The sequence below is a fragment of the Variovorax sp. V35 genome, assembly GCF_041154465.1.
In the GTDB taxonomy this organism is placed as follows: domain Bacteria; phylum Pseudomonadota; class Gammaproteobacteria; order Burkholderiales; family Burkholderiaceae_C; genus Variovorax; species Variovorax boronicumulans.
In genome coordinates, this window is record NZ_AP028666.1 from 3,481,438 (window position 1) to 3,508,437 (window position 27,000).

A 27,000-nucleotide genomic window follows, 5' to 3' on the forward strand; every position below is an offset into this window, starting at 1 on the left:
TGTTGGCTTATTTGGGCGAAGGGGCGGATGCCCCCGCCTTCGCCGGGGTGGCGGACGAGGCTGCCGCGGGCGTGGCGTCCACCACGCGCACCAGGTCGCCGTCGTTGAGGAAGCCCGCGCCCTGCACCACGATCTGCACGCCCTCGGGCAGGGCGCTGGTGATCTCCACGCGGTCCTTCAGGCGGCGGCCGGTCTGCACCTTGAGCTGCGCCACGCGGCCGTCGGGCAGCAGCGTGAAGACGTTGTTGAAGCCGTCGCGCGGCACGATCGCGCTTTGCGGCACGGTCGGCGCGGAACTGCGGCCGAGTTCGAAGTCGCCGCGCGCGAACATGCCGGCCTTCACGCCGGTGTTCTGCTGCACGTTCGGCAGGTCGACATAGACCAGCGCCGCGCGCGTCTGTGGATCGACCGTGGGCGCGATGCTGCGCACCGTGCCCTTCACCTGCGCGCCGCTGGCGCTGACCACGAAGGCCGGCGTGCCCACGGCGACGCGGCCCAGTTCGGCCGAGGTGACTTCCGCGCGCCATTCGAGCCGGCCCTGGCGGATCAGCCGGAACAGCTCGGTGCCGGCGCCCACCACGCTGCCGACCGTGGCGGTGCGCGCGGAGATCACGCCGTCGTCGGGCGCCAGCACCTGCGTGTTGCGACCGCGCACCTGCTGCGCGGCCAGCACGGCCTCGGCCGCTTCGGCGCGCGCCTTGGCGGTCTGTTCGGTGGTCTGGTACTGGTTGATCTGCTGCTGGCTCAGCGCGCCGGTGGCCTGCAGCGTGCGGGCGCGCGCGGCGTTGCCGGCGGCGTCGGCCGCCGAGGCGCGGGCCTCGGCCAGCGAGGCGCGCGCCTGTGCGATGTCGGCCTGCACCGTCTCGGGCGAGAACACCGCGAGCACCTGGCCCTTCTTCACGGTGTCGCCCACGTTGACGCGCACCTCGGCCAGCTTCAGGCCGTTCGATTCGGAGCCGATCACGGCCTCCTGCCAGGCTGCCACGTTGCCGTTGGCGGCCAGCGTGACCGTCAGCTCGGTGGCTTCGGGTTTGGCGACCGAGACGGTCAGCGCGGGGCGCTGGGCCGGGCCCTTGGCGGCGGGCGCGGCCTTGTGGTCGCCGTCCGGCTTGCGGGTGAGCCACAGGCCGGCGGCGACAACGACGACGAGCGCCAGCAGCGCGAGGACAAGGGTGGAACGCTTCATTGTTTTCATGGCGACGTCGCGACCTTGGCGGCCGGGGTGGTGGTCATTGGGGACGATGCTTCGGCGGGGCGGCTCCAGCCGCCGCCCATCGAGCGGTACAGGGAGACCCAGGCTTCGGTGCTCTCGCGCTGCAGCGAGACGCGCGCGGTCTGCGCGGCGAACAGCGTGCGCCGCGAATCCTCGAGCTCGAACAGGCTGGCCAGGCCGCTGCTGTAGCGGGCCTGGGTGGCGTCGAACGAGGCCTGGTAGTTCTTCACCGCGCTGTCGGCGTCGGTGCTGCGCGCGGTGGTGGCGTCGAGGTTCACCAGGGCTTCCTCGACCTCGCGCACCGCCTGGCGCACGTTGGCGCGGTAGAGCGACACGGCCTCGGTGTAACGCGCCTTGGCGGCTTCGGAGTTGGCTGCGCGCGCGCCGCCGTCGAGCAGCGGCACGGTGAGCGACAGCGGCCCGACCGTCCAGGTGTCGAGCGATTCGCGAAAGCCGCTGGTGCGGATCTGCATGCGGCCGATCGAGCCCGAGAGCGTGAGCTTGGGATAGCGCTCGGCTTCGGCGGAGCCCACCTCGGCGCTGGCCGCGGCCACGCCGAGTTCGGCCGCGTACACGTCGGGCCGCTGCGAGAGCGCCTGCGCCGGCACGCTGGCAATGGCACCGACCACCGGCAGCGCGCGCTGCGTGGGCGAGGCCGCGAGCTTCTGCACGAGCGTGGGTTCGTCGAGCCCGCTGAGTGCGACCAATGCCTTGCGCTGCACCGCGCACAGGGCGCGCTGTTGCGTGAGGCGGCCCGAGGCGTCGGAGGCGCTGGCACGCGCGAGTGCGGCATCGGCCGGTGCGGTGAAGCCGGCGCGCGCCGACAGGTCGGTGAGCCGCGCCGTTTCGCCGCGCGACTTGGCATCCGATTCGGACACGTTCAACTGCTGCTGGCAGGCGCGCTCGGCGAAATAGGCGTTGGCCGTCTCGGCCGCCACGGCGACGCGGGCGTCGTGCCACTTGGCGGTGGCGCTGTCCAGCTTCTGCTGGGCCGCGTCGCGGTCGGCGCGCAGGCGGCCGAACAGGTCGATTTCCCACTTCGATTGCAGGCCGGCCTGCAGCGTGGTGACCGGCGCGGTGGAGGCGCTGCTGCTGCTGCTCGAAGAACCGCCCGCACCGAACGACGAGCCCGAGACGCCCCGGCTGGCCGACGCCGTGCCGTCCAGGCTGGGCAGCAGCGCCGCGCCGGCCTGCACGCGCGTGGAACGCGCCTCGGCCACGCGCGCCGCGGCGCTGGCAAGGTTGGGGCTGGCGGTTTCGGCGGCGGCGATCAGCTCGACCAGCAGCGGGTCGTCCAGCTGGCGCCACCACTCGGCCAGCGCGGCCAGCGAGCCGCCGTGGGGCAGGGGCGCGTGCCACTGCGCGGGGAAGGGCGCCTGCACCGAGGCGGGCGGGCGCGTCAGGCCGCAGCCGGCGAGGCCGAGGCCCAGCGGCAGGCTCAGAACAAGGGCAATCCGTCGGAGTCGTCTCATGGCTTCTTTCTCTGCTCGGCGGCCACCTGGCGGCGGCGTGAGGTTTCGGCCTGGACCAGCGCCATCGCGTAGCCCGTGAGCCGGTCGGCCCAGGTGTCGATGGCGCGCGGCGTGCGCAGCAGCGACGGGCGCAGGGCCTCGATGAAATCCTGGCTCACGTACAGCTGCATCGACAGCCCGGTGATCGCGAAGGTCAGGCGGTGGATGTCGTCGTCGGCGCGCTCCACCTGCAGGTGGCGGCACAGCAGCTCGACGATGGCGCGGTGCGGGCCCTTGATGTCGCGCTCCAGTTCCTTGGCCCACTGGCTGGTGGGCTCCAGCATTTCGCGCATGTGCAGCTGGATGCACTGGCGCACGATCTCTCCCTGCTTGAGCGGATCGATCATGGCCGCCATGCAGATGCGCAGCGTGGCTTCGAGCGACTGGCCCGGCACGTTGCAGGCGGCCACGAGGTCGTTCGAATCGCTGCCCATCGGCTCGTTGAAGGTGGCGGAGTACAGCCCCTCCTTGTCGCCGAAGTAGTAGCTGATGGCCGAGACGTTCACGCCGGCCTCGCGCGCGATCTCGCGGATCGAGGTCTTGGCGAAACCGTTCTGGGCGAACAGCCGCAGCGCGGTGTGCAGCAGGCGGTGGCGCGCCTCGGCGCCGTCGCTGCGGGGGGCGCGGCGCGGCGATGGAACGGGCGTTGGCGTTGGCGTGGGGGTGAGGGGGTCCCTGGCGTTCATCGGCGCGATTAAAGCATGATTGAAATCAAACGATTGATTTACTTAAGGCTTGCTGAAGGCTTTTGTTTTTGGTTGCATGTGGGCCTGCGCGCGGCAGGGGCAGGGGCCGCACACAGTACGATCCGCGCATGTCCGTCGCTCCCTCCGCCGCCGCACCGCCGCCCGCCTTGCCCCTGGACGCCGAAGGCATCCTCGCGCTCGCCGCGCGCTCGATGTTTCATCTGTTTTCGAGCATCAGCCAGGGCATGTTCCTGGTCGACCGCAGCGGGCGCATCGTCTGGGTGAACGAGGGCTACCGCCGCTTCCTGCCGGCGCTGGGTTTCTCGTCCATCGACGAGTTCATGGGCCATATGGTCGAGGACGTGATTCCCAACACCATGATGCGCCGCGTGCTCGAAACCGGCGAGCCGATCCTCATCGACCTGCTGACCAACAAGGCCGGCACCTTCGTCGTGAGCCGCATCCCGTTGCGCGAGGAGCGCGAAGACGGGGAGGGCCTGGGCAAGGTCATCGGCGCCATCGGCATCGTGCTGTTCGACCAGCCCGAGACCACGCTGCAGCCGCTCATCAGCAAGTTCGCGCTGCTGCAGCGCGACCTCGACGACGCCCGCCGCGAGCTGGCCAGCCAGCGCAACAACCCGCTGTACCAGCACGCACCCGACGGGCAGCGCCGTTCCAAGTACACCTTTGCGAGCTTCATCGGCAGCAGCCCGGCGGCGGTGGAGGTGAAGCGCCACGCGCGCCGCGCCGCGCAGTCCACCAGCCCGGTGCTGCTGCTGGGCGAGACCGGCACCGGCAAGGAATTGCTGGCGCATGCGATCCACGCGTCGTCCACGCGCGCCAAGGGCCAGTTCGTCAGCGTCAACATCGCGGCCGTGCCCGACACGCTGCTCGAGGCCGAGTTCTTCGGCTTCGCGCCCGGCGCCTTCACCGGCGCCGACAAGCGCGGGCGCGAAGGCAAGTTCAAGCTGGCCGACGGCGGCAGCCTGTTTCTCGATGAAATCGGCGACATGCCGCTGGGCCTGCAGGCCAAGCTGCTGCGCGCGCTGCAAGAAGGCGAGATCGAGCCGCTGGGTTCCAACAAGCTGATTCCCTTCGACGCCCGCGTGATCGCCGCCACCTCGCGCGACCTGCCCGAGCTGGTGCGCCGCGGCCTGTTCCGCGAAGACCTGTATTACCGCCTCAACGTGTTGCCGCTGCGCGTGCCGCCGCTGCGTGAGCGGCGCAGCGACATCCCGGCGCTGGTCGAAGCGCTGGGCGAAGACATGGCGCTGCGCAGCGGCGAGGCGCCGCCCGAACTCACGCCCGACGCGCTCGCGCTCCTGGCCGGCCAGCACTGGCGCGGCAACATCCGCGAGCTGCGCAACGTGCTGGAGCAGGTGACGATGCGCAGCGACTCGCAGCGCATCGACGCGGCGCAGCTCGAACGCATCCTGCGCGAGGCCGGGCTGGAGCAGATCGAGGCGCCCGACACCTCGCACAGCCTGCGCGACGTCAACCAGGAAGCGGCACTGTTGCGCCCGCTGTCGCAGCAGGTGGCCGAGCTGGAGCGCAAGGCGATCGCCGCCGCGCTCGAAAGCACCGGCGGCAACAAACTCGCGACTTCGCGGCTGCTGGGTATTTCGCGCGCCACGCTGTACGAGCGCATGACGGGGATGGGCTTGTCATGAGCGTGAAAGCGCTGCGTTCCACCTTCGGCCCGAACTGCCATTGGTGCGGGCTGCCGATGGACTTCGACGAGCCGCACGGTCGGCCCGAGTCGGCCACCATCGAACACCTGCTCGACGCCACGATGGGCGGCGTGCGCCAGCAGAAGCACCGGCGCCTCGCGCACGCGGTGTGCAACCACACGCGCAACGAGCTGCGGATGCGGGCCGAGCGCGAGTTCGAAAGCTGGCTCGCGGCGCGCCGCGACTCTGCTGGGAAACCCTGACTGATCAGCAGACAGTTGTCTGAAAACAAGACAGCACGAATGCACTGAAATCAGGCGAAACCGGTTGCGCCCGAATGAGGAAGCCTTTGTTATCAATGGCTTAGGCGGGTGGCACGAACTGTGCAATATTCAGTCACCTTTATCAGGAGACAAGACATGCACCGTCGCCACCTCATCGCCCTGGCCGCCCTGGGCGCCACCGTCGCCACCATGCCCGCCTGGGCCCAATCGAACGAGATCCGCATCGCCCACGTCTACAGCAAGACCGGCGCGCTGGAGGCCTACGGCAAGCAGACGCAGACCGGCCTGATGATGGGCCTGAACTACGCCACCGGCGGCACGATGATGGTCAACGGCAAGAAGCTCGTGGTCATCGAGAAGGACGACCAGGGCAAGCCCGACCTGGGCAAGTCGCTGCTGGCCGCCGCGTACTCCGACGACAAGGCCGCGCTCGCGGTCGGCCCGACCGCTTCGGGCGTGGCGCTGGCCATGCTGCCGGTGGCCGAGGAGTACAAGAAGATCCTGATCGTCGAGCCCGCCGTGGCCGACTCGATCACCGGCGACAAGTGGAACAAGTACATCTTCCGCACCGGCCGCAACTCGAGCCAGGACGCCATCTCCAACGCCGTGGCCATCGACAAGGCCGGTGTCACCGTCGCCACGCTGGCGCAGGACAACGCCTTCGGCCGCGACGGCGTGAAGGCCTTCGGCGCTGCGCTGAAGAAAGCCAAGCTTGCGCACGAGGAATACCTGCCGCCTGCCACCACCGACTTCACGGCCGGTGCGCAGCGCCTGATCGACAAGCTCAAGGACCAGCCGGGCCGCAAGATCATCTGGATCGTCTGGGCCGGCGCGGGCAACCCGTTCAAGATCGTGGACCTCGACCTGAAGCGCTACGGCATCGAGATCGCCACCGGCGGCAACATCCTGCCGGCCATGGCGGCCTACAAGTCGCTGCCGGGCATGGAAGGCGCGGCCTACTACTACTTCGGCATCCCGAAGAACCCGGTGAACGAGGCGATGGTCGCGGCCCACTACAAGGAGTTCAAGACGCCGCCGGACTTCTTCACGGCCGGCGGCTTCTCGGCCGCGATGGCGGTGGTGACGGCGCTGAAGAAGACCAACGGCGACACCAACACCAACAAGCTCATCAGCACCATGGAAGGCATGAGCTTCGACACGCCCAAGGGCAAGATGACCTTCCGCAAGGAAGACCACCAGGCGATGCAGTCGATGTACCACTTCAAGATCAAGGCCGACCCCGCGTTTGCATGGGGCGTGCCGGAGCTGGTGCACGAAATCAAGCCGGAAGAGATGGACATCCCGATCAAGAACAAGCGCTGAACACGGCGCTGATCGTTCCCTGAACCCGCGGCGCGCATGCAGGCGCCGCCCCCTTTTCGCCCCGGATGGCCGCCGGGCGAAGCGCCAGCCTGCGTCCGCGCAAGTTGCCGCGCTCCACGGCCGATTCGTCAGTCTGCAAGCAAGCGTTCGATCAAACACAACAGAAGGAGACAGCGATGCCAGCGATGCGATGGAACAACTGGAAAGGGTTTGCCGCAGCAGCGGTGATCACGGCGGCGGCGCAGGCCGCCACGGCGGCCGTGCCGCTGCCGGCACTGGGCGCCAACCCGGCGGAGGTGAGCGTGTCCGGCCTGTCGGCCGGTGGCTTCATGGCGGTGCAGCTGCACGTGGCCTACTCGGCCACCTTCAAGCGCGGCGCGGGCGTGGTCGCCGGCGGTCCGTACTACTGCGCCGAAGGCTCGGTGGTCAATGCCACCGGGCGCTGCATGACGCACAGCACCAGCATCCCGGTCTCCACGCTCGTGAGCACCACCAACAGCTGGGCCGCCAGCGGTGCGATCGACCCGGTGTCGAACCTCAGCAACTCCAAGGTCTACCTGTTCTCGGGCACCTCGGACAACACCGTCAAGCAGCCGGTGATGGACGATCTGAAGACCTACTACCAGAGCTTCGTGCCGGCCGCCAACACGGTCTACAAGAACAACCTCGGCGCGGGCCACGCGATGGTCACCGACGACTACGGCGGCGCCTGCAGCACCACGGCCGCGCCGTACATCAACAACTGCGGTTTCGACCTCGCGGGCGAGATCCTCACGCAGCTGTATGGTCCGCTGAACCCGCGTAACAACGGCGCGCTGGGCGGCACCTTCACCGAGTTCAACCAGTCGGAGTTCGTCACCGGCCACGGCGTGGCCGCCACCGGCTGGCTCTACGTGCCGCAGGCCTGCACCACGACCTCGTGCCGCGTGCACCTGGTGCTGCACGGCTGCAAGCAGAACTACACCGACGTGAGTGACCAGTACGTGAAGAAGACGGGCTACAACCGCTGGGCCGACACCAACAACATCATCCTGATCTACCCGCAGACCAGCACCGCGGCCACCAACAGCTGCTGGGACTGGTGGGGTTACGACAGCGCCAACTACGCCAAGAAGTCGGGCCCGCAGATGGCCGCCATGAAGGCCATGATCGACCGCGTGACCGGCTCGGCCGGCGGCGGCGGACTGCCGGCGCCCACCGGCGTGGGCACCTCGGGCGCGACCAGCAGCAGCATGGTGATCGGCTGGGCCGGCGTCTCGGGCGCATCGGGCTACAACGTGTACCGCGGCGGCAGCAAGGTCAACGCCTCGCCGGTGACGGGCACCAGCTACACCGACACCGGCCTGGCCGCGTCGACCAGCTACAGCTGGACCGTGGCCGCGCTGAACGCGAGCAACGTCGAAGGCGCGATGTCGGCGGCCGCCACGGGAGCGACCACGGCGGGCCCGGGCGGCGGGGGTACGTGCTACACCGCGAGCAACTACACGCACACCATGGCCGGACGCGCCTATGCGCTGTGGGGCCTGACCTATGCCAACGGCTCGGGCCAGTCGATGGGCCTGTGGAATATCTACGCCATGACCACGCTGAAGCAGACGGGCACCAACTACTACGTGATCGGCACCTGTTGAGGCCGTTCACCCTGCACTGATTTTTTCGATTCGCAAGGACCTTTCCACAATGCTTGAGACCCGGGATCTGACCATCCGCTTCGGAGGGCACGTGGCCGTCAACAGCGTGAGCTGCGCATTCGCGCCAGGCACGCTGACGGCCATCGTCGGCCCCAACGGCGCGGGCAAGACCACTTACTTCAACCTGATCTCCGGGCAGCTCAAGGCCACGGCCGGCACGGTGTCGCTCGACGGGCAACCGTTGTCGCACCTGTCGCCGTCGGCGCGCACGCACGCCGGGCTGGGGCGCGCGTTCCAGCTCACCAACCTGTTCCCCAACCTCACGGTGCTGGAGAACGTGCGGCTCGCGGTGCAGGCCACGCGCGCCGGCGCGCACCGCCACGGGCTCAACCTGTGGAGCATCTGGAGCGACCACAAGGCGCTGACCGAACGCGCCGAGCAGATCCTGGCCGACGTGGCCCTGGAGCCGCGCGCGCACGCCACCGTGGCCAGCCTGCCGCACGGCGACCAGCGCAAGCTCGAGGTGGCGCTGCTGATGGCGCTCGAACCCAAGGTCTTCATGTTCGACGAGCCCACGGCCGGCATGCACGCGGCCGAGGCGCCCGTCATCCTCGACCTGATCCGCAAGCTCAAGCAGGACAAGACCAAGACCATCCTCCTGGTCGAACACAAGATGGACGTGGTGCGCGAGCTCGCGGACCGCATCATCGTGCTGCACAACGGCACGCTGGTGGCAGACGGCGAACCGGCCGAGGTGATCGCCTCGCCGGTGGTGCAGGAGGCCTACCTGGGCATCGCGAAGGAGGCCGCATGAGCACCGAAAATTTGCTGACCCTGGAAGGCGTGCAGACGCACATCGGGGCGTACCACATCCTGCACGGCGTCGACCTGGCCGTGCCCAAGGGCCAGCTCACCATGCTGCTGGGCCGCAACGGCGCGGGCAAGACCACCACGCTGCGCACCATCATGGGCCTGTGGCACGCGTCGCAGGGCAGGGTGCAGTTCGCCGGCAAGGACATCACGGCCCTGCATACGCCGCAGATCGCCGAACTCGGCGTGGCCTACGTGCCCGAGAACATGGGCATCTTCTCCGACCTCACGGTGAAAGAGAACATGGTGCTGGCCGCGCGCGGCGCCAAGAACGCCGACGCCATCGACGACACGCGCCTGAAGTGGATCTTCAAGCTCTTTCCCGCGGTCGAGAAGTTCTGGAACCATCCGGCCGGCAAGCTGTCGGGCGGACAGAAGCAGATGCTGGCCGTGTCGCGCGCCATCGTCGAGCCGCGCCAGCTGCTCATCATCGACGAGCCCAGCAAGGGGCTGGCGCCCGTGATGATCAACAACATGATCGAGGCCTTCGGCGAGCTCAAGGCGAGCGGCGTGACGATCCTGCTGGTCGAACAGAACATCCACTTCGCCCAGCGCCTGGGCGACACCGTCGCGGTGATGGACAACGGCCGCGTGGTGCACAGCGGCTCGATGGCCGCGTTCTCCGCCGATGCGCAACTGCAGCAATCGCTGCTCGGACTCGCCCTATGAAACTAGACTTCGACTGGAAGCCCTTGCTTCTCGCCCCCATCCTCGCGCTCGTCGCGCTGCCGCTCACGGGCTCGGTCTCGACCTGGCTCACGCTCACCGTGGCGGGGCTGGCGATGGGCATGATCATCTTCATCATTGCCTCGGGCCTCACGCTGGTGTTCGGCCTCATGGACGTGCTGAACTTCGGCCACGGTGTGTTCATTGCGCTGGGCGCCTTCGTGGCCAGCAGCGTGCTCGGCCTCATGGGCGACTGGACCGGCTCGGGCGAGCTGTGGCGTAACCTCGTGGCGGTGTTCCCGGCCATGCTGGCCGCGATGGCGGTGGCCGGTGCCATCGGCCTGGCCTTCGAGCGCTTCATCGTGCGGCCGGTGTACGGCCAGCACCTGAAGCAGATTCTCATCACGATGGGCGGCATGATCATCGGCGAGGAGCTCATCAAGGTGATCTGGGGCCCGGCGCAGATTCCGCTGCCGCTGCCCGAGGCGCTGCGCGGCTCGCTGCTGGTGGGCGACGCGGCCATCAGCAAGTACCGCCTGCTCGCGGTGGCCGTGGGCGTGGTGGTGTTCGGCGTGCTGGCCTGGACGCTGGGCCGCACCAAGATCGGCCTGCTCATTCGCGCCGGTGTGCAGGACCGCGAGATGGTCGAGTCGCTGGGCTACCGCATCGGGCGCCTGTTCGTGGGCGTGTTCGTGGTGGGTAGCGCGCTGGCCGGCCTGGGCGGCGTGATGTGGGGCCTGTTCCAGCAGAACCTGGTGCCGCAGATGGGCGCGCAGGTCAACGTGCTGATCTTCATCGTGATCATCATCGGCGGGCTGGGCTCGACTGGCGGGGCGCTGCTCGGCGCGCTGCTGGTGGGGCTCATGACCAACTACATCGGCTTCCTGCTGCCCACGCTCACGCAGTTCGCGAGCATCTTCCTCATGGTGGCCGTGCTGCTGTGGCGCCCGCAGGGCGTGTACCCCGTGGCGAACCGTTGAGGAGAAAGCCGTCATGTTCCTGAAACGACTTCTTTCCAACGACATGCCGCGCAGCCGCCTGCTGGCGCTGCTGCTGCTGGCCCTGTTCCTGGCGCTGGCCTTTGCGCCGTTCCTGTTCCCGGGCGTGAAGGCGCTCAGCGTCGCGGCCAAGATCCTGGTGTTCGTGGTGCTGGTCGCCAGCTTCGACCTGCTCCTGGGCTACACCGGCATCGTGAGCTTCGCGCACACGATGTTCTTCGGCATCGGCGCCTACGGCATCGCCATCTCGGCCTCGCGGCTCGGGCCCAACTGGGGCGCGGTGCTGGTGGGGCTGGGTGCGTCGCTCGCGATCTCGCTGGTGCTTTCGCTGGCCATCGGTTTGTTCTCGCTGCGTGTGCGCGCGATCTTCTTCGCGATGATCACGCTGGCCGTGGCCTCGGCGTTCCAGACGCTGGCCTCGCAGCTGTCGGACTTCACCGGCGGCGAAGACGGCCTGACCTTCAAGCTGCCCGAGCTGATCTCGCCGAGCTTCGAGTTCGCCGAAGAGCCCTTCCTCGGTGTCTCGCTCGACGGGCGGCTGCTGTGCTACTACCTGCTGTTCGTGGCGGCGGTGGTGCTGGTGCTGGCGATGCTGCGCATCGTGAACTCGCCCTTCGGCCGCGTGCTGCAGGCCATCCGCGAGAACGAGTTCCGCGCCGAGGCCATCGGCTACCGCGTGGTGGTGTACCGCACCACGGCGGCCGTGCTGTCGGCGCTGTTCGCGACGCTGGCCGGCGCGATGCTGGCCATCTGGCTGCGCTACAACGGACCCGACACCTCGCTGAGCTTCGAGATCATGATCGACGTGCTGCTCATCGTGGTGATCGGCGGCATGGGCACGATCTACGGCGCGGCCATCGGCGCGGTGCTGTTCGTGGTGGCGCAGAGCTACCTGCAGGACCTGCTGCGCCTGGGCAACGAGGCTGCCAGCGGCCTGCCGTGGCTCGCGGCGCTGCTGTCGCCCGACCGCTGGCTGCTGTGGCTGGGCGTGCTGTTCGTGCTGTCGGTGTATTACTTCCCCACGGGCATCGTCGGCAAGCTGAGGGCGAGGGCAGCGAGATGAGCGACGGCAACAACAACAGCACCATGACGCCGACATCGCACTACGCGCAACTCGCAGGCCGTGAGATCCACTGGCTCGATTGGGGCGCCGCCAATGCCCCCGTCGTCATCGCCTGGCACGGCCTGGCGCGCACCAGCCGCGACATGGACGAGCTGGCGCAGCACTTCGCGGCGCGTGGCTTTCGCGTGATCTGCCCCGACACCCTCGGGCGCGGCCTGAGCCAGTGGAGCCCGTCGCCCGATGAGGAATACACGCTCGCGTTCTACGCACGGCTGGCCAACGCGCTGTGCGACGAGCTGCGGCTGGGCCGCGTGCACTGGGTGGGCACCTCGATGGGCGGCGCGATCGGCACGGTCTGCGCGTCGGGCCTGTTCGAGCCGCGCATGAAGGCGCGCATCGCCAGCCTCACGCTCAACGACAACGCGCCGCAGCTCGCGCAGGCCGCCATCGAGCGCATCCGCGCCTATGCCGGCGACCCGCCGGCCTTTGCCACGGTGGCCGAGCTGGAGGCCTTCTTCCGCACGGTCTACAAGCCCTACGGCTGGCTCAGCGACGCGCAGTGGCGCCGCCTGACCGAAAGCTCCACGCGGCGCCTGGCCGACGGCCGCGTCACGCCGCACTACGACCCGGCGATGGTCCGGCAGTTCAGCGCGCACGACAACGACTACCTGATCTGGCCGCACTACGACGTGATCGAGGCGCCGGTGCTGTGCCTGCGCGGCGCCGAGTCCGACCTGGTGCTGCCCGAGGTGATCGACGAGATGCACCGGCGCGGGCCGGGCGCGGCCGGTCGCCTGCAGGTGATCGAGGTGCCGGGCTGCGGCCATGCGCCCGCGCTCAACGTGGCGGAACAACTGGACCCGATCGAGGGGTTTATCCGCGCGGCCGGTCGTTGAAGGCAGGGCGCGATCACAATCGCGCCGACTTCAACTCCAAGATCACCTCGCCATGGCCCTCTCGATGTACGACCTGTCCGTGCCGGTTTTCACCCGCGGACTCGGCCAGCTGACCCACCTGCTCGACAAGGGCCTCGCGCATGCGAAGGCCCAGGGCATCGACCCGGCGACGCTGGTCGACGCGCGCCTCGCGCCCGACATGCTCACGCTGGCCGGCCAGATCCAGCGCGCGAGCGACGCTTCGAAGCTGGGCACGGCGCGCATCGCGGGCATCACGGCCCCGAGCTTTCCCGACGAGGAAAAGACCTGGGACGACCTGCTGGCGCGCATCGCGAAGACGCAGGATTTCCTGGCCGGCGTGGACCGCGCGCTCATCGACGGCCACGAAGAACGCCCCGTGACCATCAAGGCGCACGAAGGCGAGGCGCATTTCACGGCGCAGCGCTACCTGCTGCAGTTCGCGCTGCCGAATTTCTTCTTTCACGTGACCACCGCCTACGACGTGCTGCGCCACAAGGGCGTGCCCATCGGCAAGCTGGACTACCTCGGCCGCTTCTGAGTTCGTTCAGGCGCGGCGTGCCGCCAGCGCGTACATCAGCGGAATGCGCGGCATGCCTTCGGGCGGGGCCATGCGGCGTCCGCCGAGTTCACGCATGCCCTCGAAGGGCTTCCAGCCGTTGGTGTACGGGTACTCCTCGAAGCGCTCGATGGCCAGGCCCGCCTGTGCGAGCGCGGTCGTCACCTGGCCCACGCCCCAGGTGAACTCGAAGCTGGGGTGCGGGTTGCGAAAGCCCTGCACGCCGGGCATCGGCCGGTCGTCGGCCACGAGGCCGTCGCCCGACTCGGCGACGTAGTCGCCCACGCCTTCCTCGGGCACGGGCGCGTCGTTGAAGTAGTCGTAGTGAAACTTCCACTGCGGGTCGAACACCAGCGCGAACGGGTGGAACTCGACGATCACGAAGCGCCCGCCGGGCTTGAGCAATTGCGCCACGCCGCGGGCCCACGCGCCGAGGTCGGACAGCCAGCACAGCGTGCCGTACGAACAGAACACGAGGTCGTGGCGCTCGCCGCGCGCGGCGGCAGTCTCGAAGTAGTCGTAGACATCCGCGCGCTCGAAGCGCGCCGCAATGCCCGACTCGGCCGAGAGACGGGTGGCGAAGTCGATGGCCTCGTCGGAGATGTCGACGCCGGTCACGCGGGCGCCGCGGCGCGCGATGCTCAGGCTGTCCTGGCCCGCGTTGCACTGCAGGTGCAGCACCGAGAGGCCCTCCACGTCGCCGAGCAGGGCGCTTTCCTCGGGGAACAGCGTGGAGCCGCCCGCGCGGAAGAAGGCGGCCTGGTCGCCCTTGTGGCTGTTGTGCGCGACCGTGGCGGCGTTCCACGACTGGCGGTTGGCTTCGTGCAGGTCTTTCTTCATGGCGTGGTCGTCGTGTCTTGTCGGGTGGGCCAGCCCGCCAGGTGGCGTTCGGCGATGCCCGTGAGCGCGGTGATCCACGCCGGGCTGTCGTTGAGGCAGGGGATGTAGCCGAAGCGTTCACCGCCCGCGTGCAGGAAGGCTTCGCGGCCTTCCATGGCGATTTCTTCGAGCGTTTCGAGGCAGTCGGCCGGAAAGCCCGGGCACACCACGTCGACGTGCTTCACACCGCTGGCGCCGAGTTCGCGCAGGGTCGGCTCGGTGTAGGGCTCCAGCCACTTGGCGCGGCCGAAGCGCGACTGGAAGGTCGTGCGGTACTGCGTGGACGCCAGGCCCAGCCGCGCCGCGAGCAGGCGCGCGGTCTCGAGGCACTGCGCCTCGTAGGGGTCGCCCAGCGCGATGTTGCGCGCGGGAATGCCGTGGAAGCTCATCACCAGCAGTTCGCCGCGGCCTTCGGTCTTCCAGTGCTTCTCGATGCCTTGCGCGAGCGCCTCGATGTAGGCCGGGTCGTCGTGGTACTGGTTGACGAAGCGGAACTCGGGCACGCGGCGCTGGCGGCGGCTCCAGGCGTTCACGGCGTCGATCACGCTGGCCGTGGTGGTGGCGGAGTACTGCGGGTAGGCCTGCAGCACCAGCACGCGCGTGGCGCCCTCGGCCTGCAGCGCATCGAGCCGCGAGGCGATCGACGGGCTGGCGTAGCGCATCGCGTCGCGCACCGTCACGCGGTGGCCGCGTTCGCCGAGCCAGCCGGCCAGCAGGGTGGCCTGCTTCTGGGTCCAGACCTTGAGCGGCGAGCCCTCGGGCAGCCAGATGCTGGCGTACTTCGCGGCCGACTTCGCGGGCCGCGTGCGCAGGATGATGCCGTGCAGGATCAGCGCCCACAGCGCCCTGGGAATTTCGACCACGCGCGGGTCGCCCAGGAAGTCGGCGAGGTAGGGGCGCACCGCGGCGGCGGTGGGGGCATCGGGCGAACCCAGGTTGCACCAGAGCACGGCGGTGCGTTCGTTCTTGCGGTCATCGGAGGCGAGAGGCATGCGATATTCTCGGGCATGACTTCCGCTTCCCCGGCGCCCGGCGGCGCCACGCAGCTCGACATCTCGCGCATCTCGGCGATCACGCTCGACCTGGACGACACCCTGTGGCCGATCTGGCCGACCATCGAGCGGGCCGAGCGCGTGCTGCACGAATGGCTGCTGCGCGAGGCGCCCAAGACGGCCTCGCTGCTGCTCACGCCGGGCGTGCTGCGCGAGCTGCGCGAAGCCACCGCCAAGGAGCGCTCCGACCTCGCGCACGACCTGAGCGCGCTGCGCCGCGAGTCGATCCGCACCGCGCTCGTGCGCGCGGGCGAAGACCCGGCGCTGGCCGATCCGGCCTTCGACGCCTTCTTCGAAGAGCGCCAGCGCGTCACGCTGTACGACGACGCCCTGCCGGCGCTGAAGTGGCTCAGCGAGCGCTACCCGCTGGTGGCGGTGTCGAACGGCAACGCCGACCTCCACAAGACCGGCGTCGGCCGGTGGTTCCGCACCGCCTTCAATGCGCGCGCCTTCGGCAGCGGCAAGCCGCATGCGCCGATCTTCCGCGCCGCGGCGGCCTCGGTCGGCCTGCTGCCCAAGGACGTGCTGCACGTGGGCGACGATGCCGCGCTCGACGTGGTGGGCGCGCTCAACGCCGGCATGCAGGCCGCCTGGCTGGTGCGCGACGAGCGGCCGTGGGAGCACGGGGCGCGCCCGCAGCTGATCGTGCCCAACCTGCACGCGCTGTGCATCGCGCTGGGCGCTTGAAGGTCAGCGGAACACCGGCCGGAAGAAGCTGCGTTCGTAGCTGACGATGCAGCGCGTTTCCTCCGCGTAGCGGAAGGCGGCCTGGCAGTCGGCGTCCTGCATCGAATCGGCCCGGTAGGTTTCGTAGGCGGCCAGGCTCGGGAAGCTGAACATCGCCAGCGCCACGTTGTTCGCGCCTTCGGACGGCAGGAAGTAGCCGTGGTGCTGGCCGCCGAACTTCTCGACCAGCGGAATCCAGAGCTTGCCGTAGTGCTCGAATTCCTTGAGCTTGAAGGGATCGACGATGTAGCGCAGGTAGCAGGTGATCATGGGTGAGGAATGTCAGGGGACTATCGGCGCGGCCCGAGCGGCGTGCGGCTGCCCGGACTATAGTTTTGCGACGGCCTCCTTTCATTGCTTTCGCGCGAATTTCCTTCCATGCATCTCTCCACCTGGCTCCTCTTTTGCGGCGTGACCCTGGTCGTCGCCTTCACGCCCGGCCCGGCCGTGCTGCTCGCGGTGTCCAACGCCATCACCGTCGGCCCGCGCCGCGCAATGATCAGTTCGCTGGGCAACGCCTGCGGGCTCTTCCTGGTCTCGGCCGCCGCGATGGGCGGACTGGGCGTGGTGCTCAACACCTCGGCCACGGCCTTCATGGTGCTGAAGGTGGCGGGTGCGGGCTACCTCGTGTACCTGGGCATCCGGCAGTGGCGCAGCCGCACGAGCGTGTTCGCCGAGCTGCAACCGTCGGCCGCGCCGGCACCTTCGCGTTCCGCGCGCCGGCTGTTCGGGCATGGCGTGACGGTGGCGCTGACCAACCCGAAGGGCATCCTGTTCTTCTCGGCGCTGTTCCCGCAGTTCCTCACGCACGACGCGCCGATCCTCACGCAGTTCGCCGTGCTCACCACGACCTTCGCGGCCGGCTCGGTGCTGGCGCATGGCTCCTACGTGCTGCTGGCGCGCCTGCTGAAGAAGCAGTTCGCGAACCCGAAGCGCGCGCAGCTGTTCAACCGCGTGTCGGGCGGTGCTTTCGTGCTGCTGGGGTTGAGCCTGCTGCGCTTGCGCAACAAGACGGCCTGAAAAGGCCGCAGACTTTCTTCAGTCGAGCCCGAAACGCTCGCGCAGCGCCGCGCAGAAATCGGCGGTGCCGCTGAGCGAGAGCGTGAGGGTGTCCAGGCGCGGGTTGTCTTCCCGCGTGCGCTGCACGTCGCAGTCCCACACCGCACCGTCGTCGAGCGCGCCGCGCGCACCGGGGAAGGTGGCCTCGGCCCAGGCCAGCACCTGCGCGATCTCGGCTTCCACTTCGGGCGTGCGCTCGGGCGGGGTCGAGGCCATGGCGTCGAAGGTGCCGTGGTCTTCGGTGTCTTCGCTGTAGTCGAAATCCAGGTAGCGCAGGGTCGTGGTCATGGGGTGGCAAGTGCGCGCGCGACGGCCAGTCCGTTGAGGACCGCACCTTCGAGCGTGGCGGGATAAGGGCCTTCGGTGTAGTCGCCGCAGGCCTGCAGCCCCGGCGCGATGGCGGCCGGCGGGCGGGCCAGGCCGGGCGTGCAGGCGAAGGTGGCGCGCTTCTCGACCACGGTCTGGATCGGCGTGAGCCCGGGTTGCCCGAGCTGTGCGCCGGCTTGCGCGAGCACCTGTTTCTCGAGTGTCTCGCGCGGCGTCTCGTTGGCGCTCACGACGAAGGCGAGCACGCCTTCTGGTCCGCCGAGCTGGCCGCGATCGAACACGAACTGGGCCGGCGCGCTGCCCGGCTGGCTGCGCAGCGCGAGCATCGGCTCGGCCAGCGGCGCGGCGCCGCGCACGTAGACCGTGGCAATCGCCTCGAAGCGCAGCGATTCGGTGACGTTGCACCAGCGCGAAGCGGCCGGCAGACCGGTGGCGCGCACGAGGCGTGCGGCGTCCCAGGGCGCGCAGGCCAGCACGGCCTGGTCGAAGACCTCGTCATCGACGCGCCACCGGTCGCCCTCGGGCGCGATGGCGCGCACGCGGTGGCCGATGTGCGCGGTGGCGCCGTGCCGGGCGAGCCACGCCAGCGCGGCATCGGGCAGCAGGGCGCCGAGGTCCACGCGCGGCAGCAGCAGGTCGGCGCCGCCGCGCCCGCTGAACAGCGCGTCATGCAGCACGCGCAGGAACACCTGGCCGCTCGATTGCGGCACGGGCGTGTTGAGCGCCGAGACGCACAGCGGCTCGATGAGTTCGTGCATCACGCGCGGCGTGAGGCCGGCGCACAGCGTGGCGACGCTGGTGCCGGGCGCGCAGCGAAAGCCCGCGAGGCGCCAGCGCACGGCGGTGGCCAGCAGCGCGGCCTTGTCGCGCCAGGTCCAGCCGCGCGCGGTGAAGATGCCGATCAGCAGATCGAGCGGCGGCGGCCGGCCCGCGGGCAGCTGCAGCCCGCCGCCGTCGGCAAAGCGCAGCGACAGCGGCAGGCGCTGCAGGGCCGAGTCGACATCCACCCCCACGTCGCGCATGAGCGCCAGCGTGGCGGTGTAGGCGCCGATCAGGATGTGCTGGCCGTTGTCCAGCGCCATGCCGTGCATGTGATCGACCCGCCGCGCCCGCCCGCCGGCCATCGGCGCGGCTTCGAACAGGGTGACGGCATGGCCGAGGCGCGTGGCCTCGACGGCGCAGGCCAGGCCGGCCCAGCCGGCGCCGATGACGGCGAGCCTCATGGGCACGAAGGGTGGGGCGTCATATCCGGCCCAGCGCCTGGACTTTCCAGGCCAGCCAGAACTTGCGCACCGGCGTCAGGCTGATGCGCTGGTTGAGCACCTGGAAGTCGTCGCGCTCGATCTCGCGCAGCAGCGTGCGGTAGATGCTGGCCATCATCAGGCCGGGCTTCTGGGTGCGGCGGTCGGCCAGCGGCAGCAGGGCCAGCGCTTCGTCGTAGGCGGCGTGGGCGCGCTGGGCCTGGAACTTCATGAGCGCGACAAAACGGTCGGAGTGCACGCGGTTCAGGATCTCGTGCGCCTTCACGTCGAACTGCTGCAGCTCGTTGACCGGCAGGTAGATGCGACCGCGCAGCGCGTCTTCGCCGACGTCGCGCAGGATGTTGGTCAGCTGCAGCGCCAGGCCGAGCTTGTGGGCGTAGGCGGTGGTCTGCGGATCGGTCTGGCCGAAGATGCGCGCCGCCACCTCGCCGACCACGCCGGCCACCAGATGGCAGTAGCGCGCGAGGCCGGGAAAGTCGAGGTAGCGGGTCTGGTCCAGGTCCATCTGGCAGCCGTCGATCACTTCGTTGAGCTGGCGTGCCTCGATGCCGTAGGTGGCGGCATGCGGCATGAGCGCCTGCATGACCGGGTGGCGCGGCGTGCCGGCAAAAGCCTGGGCGACCTCGGTGCGCCACCAGGCGAGCTTGGTGGCGGCCACGCCGGGGTCGGAGACCTCGTCGACCACGTCGTCGACCTCGCGGCAGAAGGCATAAAAAGCCGTGATCGCGGCGCGCCGCGGCTTGGGCAGGAACAGGAAGGCGTAATAGAAACTGCTGCCCGAAGCGGCGGCCTTGTCTTGCACGTATTGCTCGGGATTCATCGGGGAGGCGCTGCTTTCATGGGCCGTGATTGTCTCCGCATCCGCCATGCCTTCCAGAGCAGCACGGGCGCGTCGGCCTTGCCGACGGTGGGGCGCTGCGTGAAGGTGTCGAAGCCCAGGTCCTCGATCTTGTCCAAGATGCGCAGGCCGCCCTGCACGACCAGGCGCAGCTCCCAGCCCACGCGGCCCGGCAGGCGGTGCACGAGCGGGGCGCCCTCGGTCATGAGCTCGCGCGCCCAGAAGGCCACCACTGCTATCAGATTGATAGCTTCCTGCGGCGGCGGCGCGGAAGACAGCGGCGCGAAGACTTTGAAATGCTCCGAGGTCAGGCCGCGCCGCGCGCAGTCGGTGCGCGGAAAGTAGAAGCGCCCGCGCGGCAGGTCGACGCTCGGGTCCTGCCAGAAGTTGATGAGCTGCAGCGCGCTGCAGATGGCGTCGCTCTGGGCCAGCGCCTGCGCATCGGTCACGCCGTACAGGTGCAGCAGCAGCCGGCCGACCGGATTGGCGGAGCGGCGGCAGTAGTCGAGCAGCTCGGCGCGGTCGGCGTAGGTGCCGCGGTCGCGGGTCTTCTCGATGTCCTGCATGAAGGCGCTGAGCAGGTCGGCGAGCAGGTCTTCGGGCAAGCGGTACTGGGCGATGGCCCAGGCCAGCGGGCCGAACACGTGGGGCCAGCGCGAGTCGGGCAGCGCGTCGCCGCGCGCGGCGGCGGCCAGTTCCTCGCGGTAGGCGCGCAGCTCGGCCAGGCGCGCATCGGGCGAGGCGTCGCCCTCGTCGGCGATGTCGTCGGCGGTGCGCGCGAAGTGGTAGATCGCGGCGATGGGCGGGCGCAGGTGCGGCGGGCACAGCCAGGAGGCCACGGGGAAGTTTTCGTAATGGGCCGGCGCGGCGGCATGACGAGGATTGGCAGGAGGAGTGGCGGACACGCCACGATTGTCGGCGACGTCATGTCCGGGCACTATGCTCGTGGCGTCGCCACTTTCCATCTCTCTTTCGCCCATGACGATGAAAGCAACTGCCGCGGCTTCCGGGACTTCGCTTCCCGCTTCGGGCGACACGGCACACGCGGCCGGGCCCGGTTTGATGATCGCGGCGCTGGGCGTCGTCTTCGGCGACATCGGCACCTCGCCGCTGTACGCCTTCAAGGAAACGATGAATCCCGAGCACGGCGTGCCGTTCTCGCCCGACGCGGTGCTGGGCCTGCTCTCGCTGATCTTCTGGGGCCTGATGTTCGTGGTGACGCTCAAGTACGTGGTGTTCGTGCTGCGCGCCGACCACGACGGCGAAGGCGGCATCCTGGCGCTGCAGGCGCTGGCGCGCAACGCCGTTTCCGGCCCGAAGACCCGGCCCTGGGTGTGGCGCGGGATCGGGGTCCTGGGCCTGGTGGGCGCGGCCATGTTCTACGGCGACAGCCTGATCACGCCGGCGATCTCGGTGCTGTCGGCGGTGGAGGGCCTGGAGGTGCAGGCGCCGGTGCTGCAGCGCGTGGTGATCCCGATCACGCTGGCGATCCTCGTCGGGCTGTTCATGGTGCAGAAGAAGGGCACGGGCGTGGTCGGCAGGATCTTCGGGCCGGTGATGCTGCTGTGGTTCCTGGTGCTGGGCGTGGCGGGGCTGTGGCAGGTGCTGCAGCAGCCGCAGGTGCTGGCGGCGCTCGACCCGCGCCGGGCGGTGGGCTTCCTGGTCGAGCACCGGGCGCAGTCGCTGGCCGTGCTGGGCGCGGTGTTCCTGGCGTTCACGGGCGGCGAGGCGCTGTATGCCGACATGGGGCACTTCGGCGCCAGGCCGATCCGTCTCGCGTGGCTCTTCATCGCGCTGCCGGGGCTGGTGCTCAACTACTTCGGGCAAGGCGCGCTGGTGCTGGCGAACCCGGCGGCCATCGACAACCCGTTCTTCCGGCTCTTTCCGTCATGGGGCGTGTTGCCGATGGTGGTGCTGGCCGCCATGGCCACGGTGATCGCGTCGCAGGCGGTGATCTCGGGCGCCTTTTCGCTCACCGCGCAGGCGATGCGCATGGGCTACCTACCGCGCATGCGCGTGGTGCAGACCTCGGGCACGGCCATCGGGCAGATCTACGTGCCAGCCGTCAACTGGTTGCTGATGGTCGGCGTGCTGCTGCTGGTGCTGGGCTTCCGCAGCTCGGGCGCGCTGTCGGCGGCGTATGGCATCGCGGTGTCGATCACGATGGTGACGACCACATTGCTGGCCGGCATCGTGGCCTGGGGCCTGTGGCGCTGGAACAAGGTGGCGGTGGCGGTCGGCGTGGCGGCCTTCGCGGCGGTCGACCTGACCTTCGTGGTGTCCAACAGCCTGAAGGTGGCCGAGGGCGGCTGGCTCACGCTGGCGGTGGCGGCCGGCGTGATGGTGCTGTTCACCACCTGGGCCAAGGGCCGGCGCCTGGGCCTGGAAGCGGCGGCGGCCGACAGCCTGCCGCTGCGCCCCTTCGTCGAGTCGCTGGCGCTGAACATGCCGCACCGGGTGAGCGGCACGGCCGTGTTCCTGAACCCCGACGCCACGGCGGTGCCGCATGCGCTGCTGCACAACCTCAAGCACAACCAGGTGCTGCACGAGCAGGTGATCGTGCTGCGCGTGCTCTCGTGCGACACGCCGCGCGTGGACGCGCGCCTGCGCATCGAGGCCGAGCAGCTGATGGACGGCATCTGGGTGGTCACGGCGCGGCACGGCTTCATGGAGCGGGCCGACGTGCCCGAGTTCATCCGCATCCTGGCTTACCAGAAGACCCTGGCCATCGACTCGATGAAGACCTCGTACTTCGTCTCCCGCGCCTCGGTGGGCGAGGAGAACCTGCCGGGCATGAACCCGGTGCGACGGGTGCTGTTCGGCTGGCTGCAGCGCAACGCGGGCCGGGCATCCGATTACTTCGAGCTTCCCGATAACCGGCTGGTAGAGATGGGGCAGAGAACTTAGCGCAAACAGGGTCAACTGACCGGCGGGTCATTGACACTGTTTAACGTTTACCCTAGATTACTAACCGGTGGGTCATTAATGACCCGGTTCCTCTCTTCTTGGGTGTCTCATGACCGCCTTCGCCGCCTCACTCCGTGCCCGCAGCGCCGCTTGGCTGCTGCTTCCCGCCATCTTTCTGGCCGGCTGTTCGCCGAAACCGCCTGCCCAGGAGCCCGTGAGGGCGGTCAAGTTCGTGACCGTCGGCACCAGCGACTACGACGCTCAGCCCGAGTTCTCGGCCGAGGTGCGGGCCCGGGTCGAATCGCGCCTGGGCTTCCGGGTGGCGGGCAAGATCACCAAACGCCAGGCCGAGCTCGGCCAGCACGTGCAGGCCGGCCAGGTGCTGGCCCAGCTCGATCCGCAGGACTACCGCCTGGCCGCCGAGGCCGCCCGTGCCCAGCAGGCCGCCGCGCTGACCAACCGCGACCTCGCAGTCGCCGACCTCAAGCGCTACACCGAGCTGCGATCGCAGAACTTCATCAGCGGCGCCGAACTGGAACGCCGCGAAACCACCTGGAAGGCGGCCCAGGCGCAGCTCGAGCAGGCGCAGGCGCAACTGGCCTCGCAAGGCAACCAGGCCAGCTACACGACGCTGGTGGCCGACGTGGCGGGCATCATCACGGCCATCGAGGCCGAGCCGGGCCAGGTGGTGCAGGCCGGCACGCCGGTCGTGCGCATCGCCCAGGACGGCGCACGCGACGTGGTGTTCGCGGTGCCTGAAGACCGCGCCGCGCTGATCAAGCCCGGCTCGCCGGTGGCTGTGCGCGGCTGGTCCGGCGGCGAGGTGCTGCAGGGCCAGGTGCGCGAGGTGGCGGCCAGTGCCGACGCGGTCACGCGCACCTACTCGGTCAAGGTGTCGATCGACGCCGCGACCTCGCCGGCGCTCGGCGCCACCGTCTACGCCAGGCCGCAGGCCCTGGCGCGCACCGACGTCGCGGTGATCAAGCTGCCGACCAGCGCGCTGCGCCAGGAAGGCAAGGGCTCGGCGGTCTGGGTGCTCGACAAGGACAGCATGACCGTGCGCTCGCAGCCGGTGCAGGTGGTCACGGCCGACGGCAATGAGGCGGTGATCGGCTCGGGCCTGTCGACCGGGATGATGGTCGTGGCCGCGGGCGTGCACGTGCTGTCGCCGGGGCAGAAGGTCACCATCTACCAGTCGAAGGAGGCCATGGCGGCCGCGGCCAATGGCCAGCAACAGGCGCAGGCGAAGCAGCAGGCCGTCGAGGCCGTGGCCGCGACGAAGAAGGAGATCGCAACGGGTGCCGCCAAATGACGGAAGGCCCAGCGACCCCCGCGACAACCCCGGCGCCTGAGTCTGAGTACAAGTCGCCCGGCTTCAACCTTTCCAAATGGGCGCTGGACCACGCGCCCCTCACGCGCTACCTGATGGTGGTGCTGATGGTGCTGGGCGCCTTCGCGTACTTCCAGCTCGGCCAGGACGAAGACCCGCCGTTCACCTTCCGCGCCATGGTGGTGCGCACCTACTGGCCCGGCGCCACCGCGCAGCAGGTGGCCGAGCAGGTCACCGACAAGCTGGAGCGCACGCTGCAGGAAGCACCGTACGCCGACAAGATCCGCAGCTATTCGAAGCCGGGTGAGTCGCAGATCATTTTCCAGATCAAGGACTCATCGAAGGCCGCCGAGGTGGCCAACGTCTGGTACACGGTGCGCAAGAAGATCGGCGACATGCGCGGCACCTTGCCCGCGGGTGTGCAGGGGCCGTTCTTCAATGACGACTTCGGCGACGTCTACGGCGTGATCTACGCGCTGGAAAGCGAAGGCTTCAGCTACGCCGAGCTCAAGACGCTGGCCGACGACGTGCGCCAGCAGCTGCTGCGTGTGAAGGACGTGGCCAAGGTCGACCAGTTCGGCGTGCAGGACGAAAAGGTTTTCATCGAGATCTCGCAGAAGCGCCTGGCCCAGCTGGGGCTCGACTTCAACGCCGTGCTGGCCCAGCTCGGCTCGCAGAACGCAGTGGAAAGCGCCGGCACGATCCAGTCGCCGCTGGACGTGGTGCAGGTGCGCGTGGGCGGCCAGTTCACCAGCGTGGAACAGCTGCGCGAGATGCCGATCCGCGGCAGCTCGGGCAACCAGATCAAGCTCGGCGACATCGCCGAGATCCGCCGCGGGTACGTCGATCCGCCGGCCGTCAAGGTGCACCATCAGGGCAGGGAAGTGATCGCGCTCGGTGTGTCGATGGCCAAGGGCGGCGACATCATCGCGCTGGGCAAGGCGCTCAAGGCCACCACCGCCACCATCGACCAGCGCCTGCCGGCCGGCGTGAAGCTGGCCCAGGTGCAGGATCAGCCGGTGTCGGTGGCCAGCTCGGTCAACGAATTCGTCGGCGTGCTCATCGAGGCCGTGGCCATCGTGCTGGCCGTGAGCATCATCGCGCTCGGCCTGCACAAGGGCGGGCGCTTCGGTTGGTACATCGACATGCGCCCGGGACTGGTGGTGGCCATCACCATTCCGCTGGTGCTGGCCGTGACCTTCCTGGCCATGAACTACTTCGGCATCGGGCTGCACAAGATATCGCTGGGGTCGCTCATCATCGCGCTGGGCCTCCTGGTGGACGACGCGATCATTGCCGTGGAGATGATGGTGCGGAAGATGGAAGAGGGCTACGACAAGGTCCGCGCCGCCACCTTCGCCTACGACGTCACGGCCAAGCCGATGCTCACGGGCACGCTCATCACGGCGGCGGGCTTCCTGCCGATCGGCATCGCCAAGTCGGTGACGGGCGAATACACCTTCGCGATCTTCGCGGTGACGGTGATTGCGCTGGTGCTGTCGTGGATCGTGTCGGTGTACTTCGTGCCGTACCTGGGCACGCTGCTGCTCAAGGTGAAGCCGCACGACCCCGACGCGCCGCCGCACGAGTTGTTCGACACGCCGTTCTACAACAGCTTCCGCCGCGCGGTGAACTGGTGTGTGCAGCACCGCTGGCTGACCATCGGCGCCACCGTGCTGATCTTTGCGCTGGGCATCGTCGGCATGGGCAAGGTGCAGCAGCAGTTCTTCCCCGATTCGAGCCGGCCCGAGATCATGGTGGACATCTGGTTCCCCGAAGGCACCTCGTTCGCCGCCAACGAAGAGGTGGCCAGGCGCGTCGAGCAACGCGTGATGAAGGAAGAGGGCGTGAAGACCGTCAGCACCTGGATCGGTTCCGGCGTGCCGCGCTTCTACCTGCCACTGGACCAGGTGTTTCCGCAGACCAACGTGTCGCAGCTCATCGTGCTGGCCAAGGACCTGAAGGTGCGCGAGACGCTGCGCCTGCGCCTGCCCGCCTTGCTGGCCGAGGAGTTCCCCGAGGTGCGCGGCCGCGTCAAGCTGCTGCCCAACGGCCCGCCGGTGCCGTACCCGGTGCAGTTCCGCGTGATCGGCACCGAGCCCGCCCAGCTGCGCGCCCGCGCCGACGAGGTGAAGGCCGTGCTGCGCGAGAGCCCCAACATGCGCGGCGTGAACGACAACTGGAACGAGTCGGTCAAGGTGATCCGCCTCGAAATCGACCAGGCCAAGGCGCGCGCGCTCGGCGTGACCAGCCAGGCGATCGCCCAAGCTTCGCGCACCATGTTCAGCGGCACCACGGTCGGCCAGTACCGCGAGAACGACCTGCTGATCGACATCGTGCTGCGCCAGTCGGCCGACGAACGCGAGGCCATCTCGGACATCGGCAACGCCTACATCCCGACGACCACGGGCCGTTCGATCCCGCTCACGCAGATCGCCCGTCCGGTGTTCACCTGGGAGCCCGGCGTGATGTGGCGTGAGAACCGCGACTACGCGATCACCGTGCAGGGCGACGTGGTGGAAGGCCTGCAGGGCGCCACCGTGACCGAGCAGCTGCTGCCGAAGCTGCGCCAGCTCGAAGCCGGCTGGCATGCGGCCGGGCAGGGCGGCTACCGCATCGAGGTGGCCGGCGCCGTGGAGGAAAGCTCCAAGGGCTCGGCCTCGATCGTGGCGGGCGTGCCGATCATGCTGTTCCTGGTGTTCACGCTGCTGATGCTGCAGCTGCACAGCTTCAGCCGCTCGCTGCTGGTGTTCATCACCGGCCCGATGGGCATCGCCGGCGTGGCTGCCGCGCTGCTGCTGCTGAACCGGCCTTTCGGCTTCGTGGCGCTGCTCGGCGTGATCGCGCTGATGGGCATGATCCAGCGCAACGCCGTGATCCTGATCGACCAGATCGAGCTCGACCGCGCCGCCGGCGTGCCGGCCTGGGACGCGATCGTCGAATCGGCCGTGCGGCGCCTGCGCCCCATCGTGCTGACCGCCGCGGCGGCGGTGCTGGCGATGATCCCGCTGTCGCGCAGCGTGTTCTGGGGCCCGATGGCCGTGGCCATCATGGGCGGGCTGATCGTGGCCACCGTGCTGACGCTGCTGGCGCTGCCGGCCATGTACGCCGCGGCCTTCCGCATCAAGCGGGAGCCGCAAACCGCTGCCGCCTGAAAAGGCGCTTTTCAGGGGCCGTTGTCGTGCGGCCCGTATCCCTTGCGCGAGAGTGGGTGAAATCCCCCAAAGGGGGA

At 69.1% G+C, this 27,000-nt stretch carries 25 protein-coding genes; 15 read left to right on the forward strand and 10 right to left on the reverse strand.

From position 1 onward, the window contains the following. Positions 1 to 7 precede the first annotated feature (7 nt). The 3 genes from ACAM42_RS16075 to ACAM42_RS16085 are packed head-to-tail and all read right to left on the reverse strand — an operon-like array spanning position 8 to position 3,410. On the reverse strand, positions 8 to 1,195 hold the full coding sequence (locus ACAM42_RS16075) for an efflux RND transporter periplasmic adaptor subunit (RefSeq protein WP_369632619.1): 1,188 nt from the start codon (positions 1,193 to 1,195) through the stop codon (positions 8 to 10). Further along, positions 1,192 to 2,685, reverse strand: a complete 1,494-nt coding sequence (locus ACAM42_RS16080; RefSeq protein ID WP_369632620.1) for an efflux transporter outer membrane subunit — start codon at positions 2,683 to 2,685, stop codon at positions 1,192 to 1,194. Before ACAM42_RS16080 ends, ACAM42_RS16075 begins: the two co-directional genes overlap by 4 nt. After that, positions 2,682 to 3,410 (reverse strand): CerR family C-terminal domain-containing protein, encoded by a 729-nt coding sequence (locus ACAM42_RS16085; protein WP_369632621.1) that lies wholly within the window; start codon positions 3,408 to 3,410, stop codon positions 2,682 to 2,684. Before ACAM42_RS16085 ends, ACAM42_RS16080 begins: the two co-directional genes overlap by 4 nt. Positions 3,411 to 3,538: 128 nt before the next feature. On the opposite strand from ACAM42_RS16085, the gene ACAM42_RS16090 reads away from it, so the two are divergent. The 10 genes from ACAM42_RS16090 (at position 3,539) to ACAM42_RS16135 (ending at position 13,370) form a co-directional block, all read left to right on the forward strand. Continuing rightward, a complete protein-coding gene (locus tag ACAM42_RS16090) occupies positions 3,539 to 5,080 on the forward strand; it encodes a sigma-54 interaction domain-containing protein (protein WP_369632622.1) in 1,542 nt (513 codons plus the stop codon). Continuing rightward, on the forward strand, positions 5,077 to 5,343 hold the full coding sequence (locus ACAM42_RS16095) for a hypothetical protein (protein ID WP_095745066.1): 267 nt from the start codon (positions 5,077 to 5,079) through the stop codon (positions 5,341 to 5,343). Before ACAM42_RS16090 ends, ACAM42_RS16095 begins: the two co-directional genes overlap by 4 nt. Positions 5,344 to 5,499: 156 nt before the next feature. Beyond that, complete coding sequence (locus ACAM42_RS16100; protein ID WP_139703690.1) at positions 5,500 to 6,687, forward strand: substrate-binding domain-containing protein; 1,188 nt, start codon at positions 5,500 to 5,502, stop codon at positions 6,685 to 6,687. A 176-nt stretch (positions 6,688 to 6,863) separates the two neighbouring features. Next, complete coding sequence (locus ACAM42_RS16105; protein ID WP_369632623.1) at positions 6,864 to 8,318, forward strand: hypothetical protein; 1,455 nt, start codon at positions 6,864 to 6,866, stop codon at positions 8,316 to 8,318. A 49-nt stretch (positions 8,319 to 8,367) separates the two neighbouring features. After that, on the forward strand, positions 8,368 to 9,132 hold the full coding sequence (locus ACAM42_RS16110) for an ABC transporter ATP-binding protein (protein WP_062475886.1): 765 nt from the start codon (positions 8,368 to 8,370) through the stop codon (positions 9,130 to 9,132). Then, positions 9,129 to 9,857 carry an ABC transporter ATP-binding protein gene (locus ACAM42_RS16115; RefSeq protein WP_095745068.1) on the forward strand — a complete coding sequence of 243 codons (729 nt, stop codon included), beginning with the start codon at positions 9,129 to 9,131 and terminating at the stop codon, positions 9,855 to 9,857. The genes ACAM42_RS16110 and ACAM42_RS16115 overlap by 4 nt, the downstream gene beginning before the upstream one ends. Further along, positions 9,854 to 10,834: a branched-chain amino acid ABC transporter permease gene (locus ACAM42_RS16120; protein ID WP_070060451.1), complete on the forward strand. Its 981-nt coding sequence runs from the start codon at positions 9,854 to 9,856 to the stop codon at positions 10,832 to 10,834. The genes ACAM42_RS16115 and ACAM42_RS16120 overlap by 4 nt, the downstream gene beginning before the upstream one ends. A 13-nt stretch (positions 10,835 to 10,847) precedes the next feature. After that, positions 10,848 to 11,915 (forward strand): branched-chain amino acid ABC transporter permease, encoded by a 1,068-nt coding sequence (locus tag ACAM42_RS16125; RefSeq protein WP_369632624.1) that lies wholly within the window; start codon positions 10,848 to 10,850, stop codon positions 11,913 to 11,915. A 23-nt stretch (positions 11,916 to 11,938) separates the two neighbouring features. Next, the gene (locus tag ACAM42_RS16130; protein ID WP_369632773.1) at positions 11,939 to 12,811 is read left to right on the forward strand and encodes an alpha/beta fold hydrolase; all 873 of its coding nucleotides are present in this window, start codon (positions 11,939 to 11,941) and stop codon (positions 12,809 to 12,811) included. A 52-nt stretch (positions 12,812 to 12,863) separates the two neighbouring features. Continuing rightward, on the forward strand, positions 12,864 to 13,370 hold the full coding sequence (locus ACAM42_RS16135; protein WP_369632625.1) for a DUF1993 family protein: 507 nt from the start codon (positions 12,864 to 12,866) through the stop codon (positions 13,368 to 13,370). A gap of 6 nt (positions 13,371 to 13,376) precedes the next feature. Here ACAM42_RS16135 and ACAM42_RS16140 read toward each other — a convergent pair whose 3' ends face one another. After that, positions 13,377 to 14,228 (reverse strand): class I SAM-dependent methyltransferase, encoded by an 852-nt coding sequence (locus ACAM42_RS16140; protein WP_369632626.1) that lies wholly within the window; start codon positions 14,226 to 14,228, stop codon positions 13,377 to 13,379. Further along, positions 14,225 to 15,259: a ferrochelatase gene (gene hemH / locus ACAM42_RS16145; protein WP_369632627.1), complete on the reverse strand. Its 1,035-nt coding sequence runs from the start codon at positions 15,257 to 15,259 to the stop codon at positions 14,225 to 14,227. The genes ACAM42_RS16140 and hemH overlap by 4 nt, the downstream gene beginning before the upstream one ends. Before the next feature lie 15 nt (positions 15,260 to 15,274). Between hemH and ACAM42_RS16150 the strand changes: the two genes are divergently transcribed. Next, positions 15,275 to 16,006 (forward strand): HAD family hydrolase, encoded by a 732-nt coding sequence (locus tag ACAM42_RS16150; protein ID WP_369632628.1) that lies wholly within the window; start codon positions 15,275 to 15,277, stop codon positions 16,004 to 16,006. Positions 16,007 to 16,009: 3 nt separating this feature from the next. On the opposite strand, the gene ACAM42_RS16155 is transcribed toward ACAM42_RS16150, so the two are convergent. Beyond that, the gene (locus tag ACAM42_RS16155) at positions 16,010 to 16,315 is read right to left on the reverse strand and encodes an NIPSNAP family protein (protein ID WP_062475864.1); all 306 of its coding nucleotides are present in this window, start codon (positions 16,313 to 16,315) and stop codon (positions 16,010 to 16,012) included. Between the two features lie 108 nt (positions 16,316 to 16,423). Here ACAM42_RS16155 and ACAM42_RS16160 point away from each other — a divergent pair, with 108 nt between their 5' ends. Next, positions 16,424 to 17,065, forward strand: coding sequence for a LysE family translocator (locus ACAM42_RS16160; RefSeq protein WP_369632629.1), 642 nt, complete (start codon positions 16,424 to 16,426; stop codon positions 17,063 to 17,065). An 18-nt stretch (positions 17,066 to 17,083) separates the two neighbouring features. Here ACAM42_RS16160 and ACAM42_RS16165 read toward each other — a convergent pair whose 3' ends face one another. Genes ACAM42_RS16165 through hpnC form a run of 4 tightly spaced genes read right to left on the reverse strand, consistent with a single transcriptional unit; the run spans position 17,084 to position 20,370 of the window. After that, positions 17,084 to 17,392, reverse strand: a complete 309-nt coding sequence (locus tag ACAM42_RS16165; RefSeq protein WP_095745072.1) for a hypothetical protein — start codon at positions 17,390 to 17,392, stop codon at positions 17,084 to 17,086. Beyond that, entirely contained in the window at positions 17,389 to 18,654 is a 1,266-nt protein-coding gene (hpnE, locus tag ACAM42_RS16170; RefSeq protein WP_369632630.1) for a hydroxysqualene dehydroxylase HpnE, read from the reverse strand. Before hpnE ends, ACAM42_RS16165 begins: the two co-directional genes overlap by 4 nt. Before the next feature lie 19 nt (positions 18,655 to 18,673). Continuing rightward, entirely contained in the window at positions 18,674 to 19,513 is an 840-nt protein-coding gene (gene hpnD / locus ACAM42_RS16175; RefSeq protein WP_062475853.1) for a presqualene diphosphate synthase HpnD, read from the reverse strand. Next, positions 19,510 to 20,370, reverse strand: coding sequence for a squalene synthase HpnC (gene hpnC / locus ACAM42_RS16180; RefSeq protein ID WP_369632631.1), 861 nt, complete (start codon positions 20,368 to 20,370; stop codon positions 19,510 to 19,512). Before hpnC ends, hpnD begins: the two co-directional genes overlap by 4 nt. Before the next feature lie 223 nt (positions 20,371 to 20,593). On the opposite strand from hpnC, the gene ACAM42_RS16185 reads away from it, so the two are divergent. From ACAM42_RS16185 to ACAM42_RS16195, 3 genes are all read left to right on the forward strand, one after another. Further along, the gene (locus ACAM42_RS16185; protein ID WP_062475850.1) at positions 20,594 to 22,438 is read left to right on the forward strand and encodes a potassium transporter Kup; all 1,845 of its coding nucleotides are present in this window, start codon (positions 20,594 to 20,596) and stop codon (positions 22,436 to 22,438) included. Between the two features lie 109 nt (positions 22,439 to 22,547). Next, positions 22,548 to 23,750, forward strand: a complete 1,203-nt coding sequence (locus ACAM42_RS16190) for an efflux RND transporter periplasmic adaptor subunit (RefSeq protein WP_369632632.1) — start codon at positions 22,548 to 22,550, stop codon at positions 23,748 to 23,750. Next, positions 23,747 to 26,923 carry an efflux RND transporter permease subunit gene (locus tag ACAM42_RS16195; RefSeq protein ID WP_369632633.1) on the forward strand — a complete coding sequence of 1,059 codons (3,177 nt, stop codon included), beginning with the start codon at positions 23,747 to 23,749 and terminating at the stop codon, positions 26,921 to 26,923. Before ACAM42_RS16190 ends, ACAM42_RS16195 begins: the two co-directional genes overlap by 4 nt. Positions 26,924 to 27,000 lie beyond the last annotated feature (77 nt).

Excerpts from the sequence above, each read along its gene's own strand:
- ACAM42_RS16095 (WP_095745066.1), top strand. The coding sequence starts at position 5,077 with ATGAGCGTGAAAGCGCTGCGTTCCACCTTCGGCCCGAACTGCCATTGG.
- ACAM42_RS16165 (WP_095745072.1), bottom strand. The coding sequence starts at position 17,392 with ATGACCACGACCCTGCGCTACCTGGATTTCGACTACAGCGAAGACACC.
- ACAM42_RS16135 (WP_369632625.1), top strand. The coding sequence starts at position 12,864 with ATGGCCCTCTCGATGTACGACCTGTCCGTGCCGGTTTTCACCCGCGGA.
- ACAM42_RS16125 (WP_369632624.1), top strand. The coding sequence starts at position 10,848 with ATGTTCCTGAAACGACTTCTTTCCAACGACATGCCGCGCAGCCGCCTG.
- ACAM42_RS16100 (WP_139703690.1), top strand. The coding sequence starts at position 5,500 with ATGCACCGTCGCCACCTCATCGCCCTGGCCGCCCTGGGCGCCACCGTC.
- ACAM42_RS16090 (WP_369632622.1), top strand. The coding sequence starts at position 3,539 with ATGTCCGTCGCTCCCTCCGCCGCCGCACCGCCGCCCGCCTTGCCCCTG.
- ACAM42_RS16105 (WP_369632623.1), top strand. The coding sequence starts at position 6,864 with ATGCCAGCGATGCGATGGAACAACTGGAAAGGGTTTGCCGCAGCAGCG.
- ACAM42_RS16120 (WP_070060451.1), top strand. The coding sequence starts at position 9,854 with ATGAAACTAGACTTCGACTGGAAGCCCTTGCTTCTCGCCCCCATCCTC.
- ACAM42_RS16155 (WP_062475864.1), bottom strand. The coding sequence starts at position 16,315 with ATGATCACCTGCTACCTGCGCTACATCGTCGATCCCTTCAAGCTCAAG.
- ACAM42_RS16130 (WP_369632773.1), top strand. The coding sequence starts at position 11,939 with ATGACGCCGACATCGCACTACGCGCAACTCGCAGGCCGTGAGATCCAC.
- ACAM42_RS16085 (WP_369632621.1), bottom strand. The coding sequence starts at position 3,410 with ATGAACGCCAGGGACCCCCTCACCCCCACGCCAACGCCAACGCCCGTT.
- ACAM42_RS16150 (WP_369632628.1), top strand. The coding sequence starts at position 15,275 with ATGACTTCCGCTTCCCCGGCGCCCGGCGGCGCCACGCAGCTCGACATC.
- ACAM42_RS16140 (WP_369632626.1), bottom strand. The coding sequence starts at position 14,228 with ATGAAGAAAGACCTGCACGAAGCCAACCGCCAGTCGTGGAACGCCGCC.
- ACAM42_RS16115 (WP_095745068.1), top strand. The coding sequence starts at position 9,129 with ATGAGCACCGAAAATTTGCTGACCCTGGAAGGCGTGCAGACGCACATC.
- ACAM42_RS16110 (WP_062475886.1), top strand. The coding sequence starts at position 8,368 with ATGCTTGAGACCCGGGATCTGACCATCCGCTTCGGAGGGCACGTGGCC.
- ACAM42_RS16075 (WP_369632619.1), bottom strand. The coding sequence starts at position 1,195 with ATGAAAACAATGAAGCGTTCCACCCTTGTCCTCGCGCTGCTGGCGCTC.
- ACAM42_RS16160 (WP_369632629.1), top strand. The coding sequence starts at position 16,424 with ATGCATCTCTCCACCTGGCTCCTCTTTTGCGGCGTGACCCTGGTCGTC.
- hemH (WP_369632627.1), bottom strand. The coding sequence starts at position 15,259 with ATGCCTCTCGCCTCCGATGACCGCAAGAACGAACGCACCGCCGTGCTC.
- ACAM42_RS16190 (WP_369632632.1), top strand. The coding sequence starts at position 22,548 with ATGACCGCCTTCGCCGCCTCACTCCGTGCCCGCAGCGCCGCTTGGCTG.
- ACAM42_RS16080 (WP_369632620.1), bottom strand. The coding sequence starts at position 2,685 with ATGAGACGACTCCGACGGATTGCCCTTGTTCTGAGCCTGCCGCTGGGC.
- ACAM42_RS16185 (WP_062475850.1), top strand. The coding sequence starts at position 20,594 with ATGATCGCGGCGCTGGGCGTCGTCTTCGGCGACATCGGCACCTCGCCG.
- hpnD (WP_062475853.1), bottom strand. The coding sequence starts at position 19,513 with ATGAATCCCGAGCAATACGTGCAAGACAAGGCCGCCGCTTCGGGCAGC.
- ACAM42_RS16195 (WP_369632633.1), top strand. The coding sequence starts at position 23,747 with ATGACGGAAGGCCCAGCGACCCCCGCGACAACCCCGGCGCCTGAGTCT.
- hpnE (WP_369632630.1), bottom strand. The coding sequence starts at position 18,654 with ATGAGGCTCGCCGTCATCGGCGCCGGCTGGGCCGGCCTGGCCTGCGCC.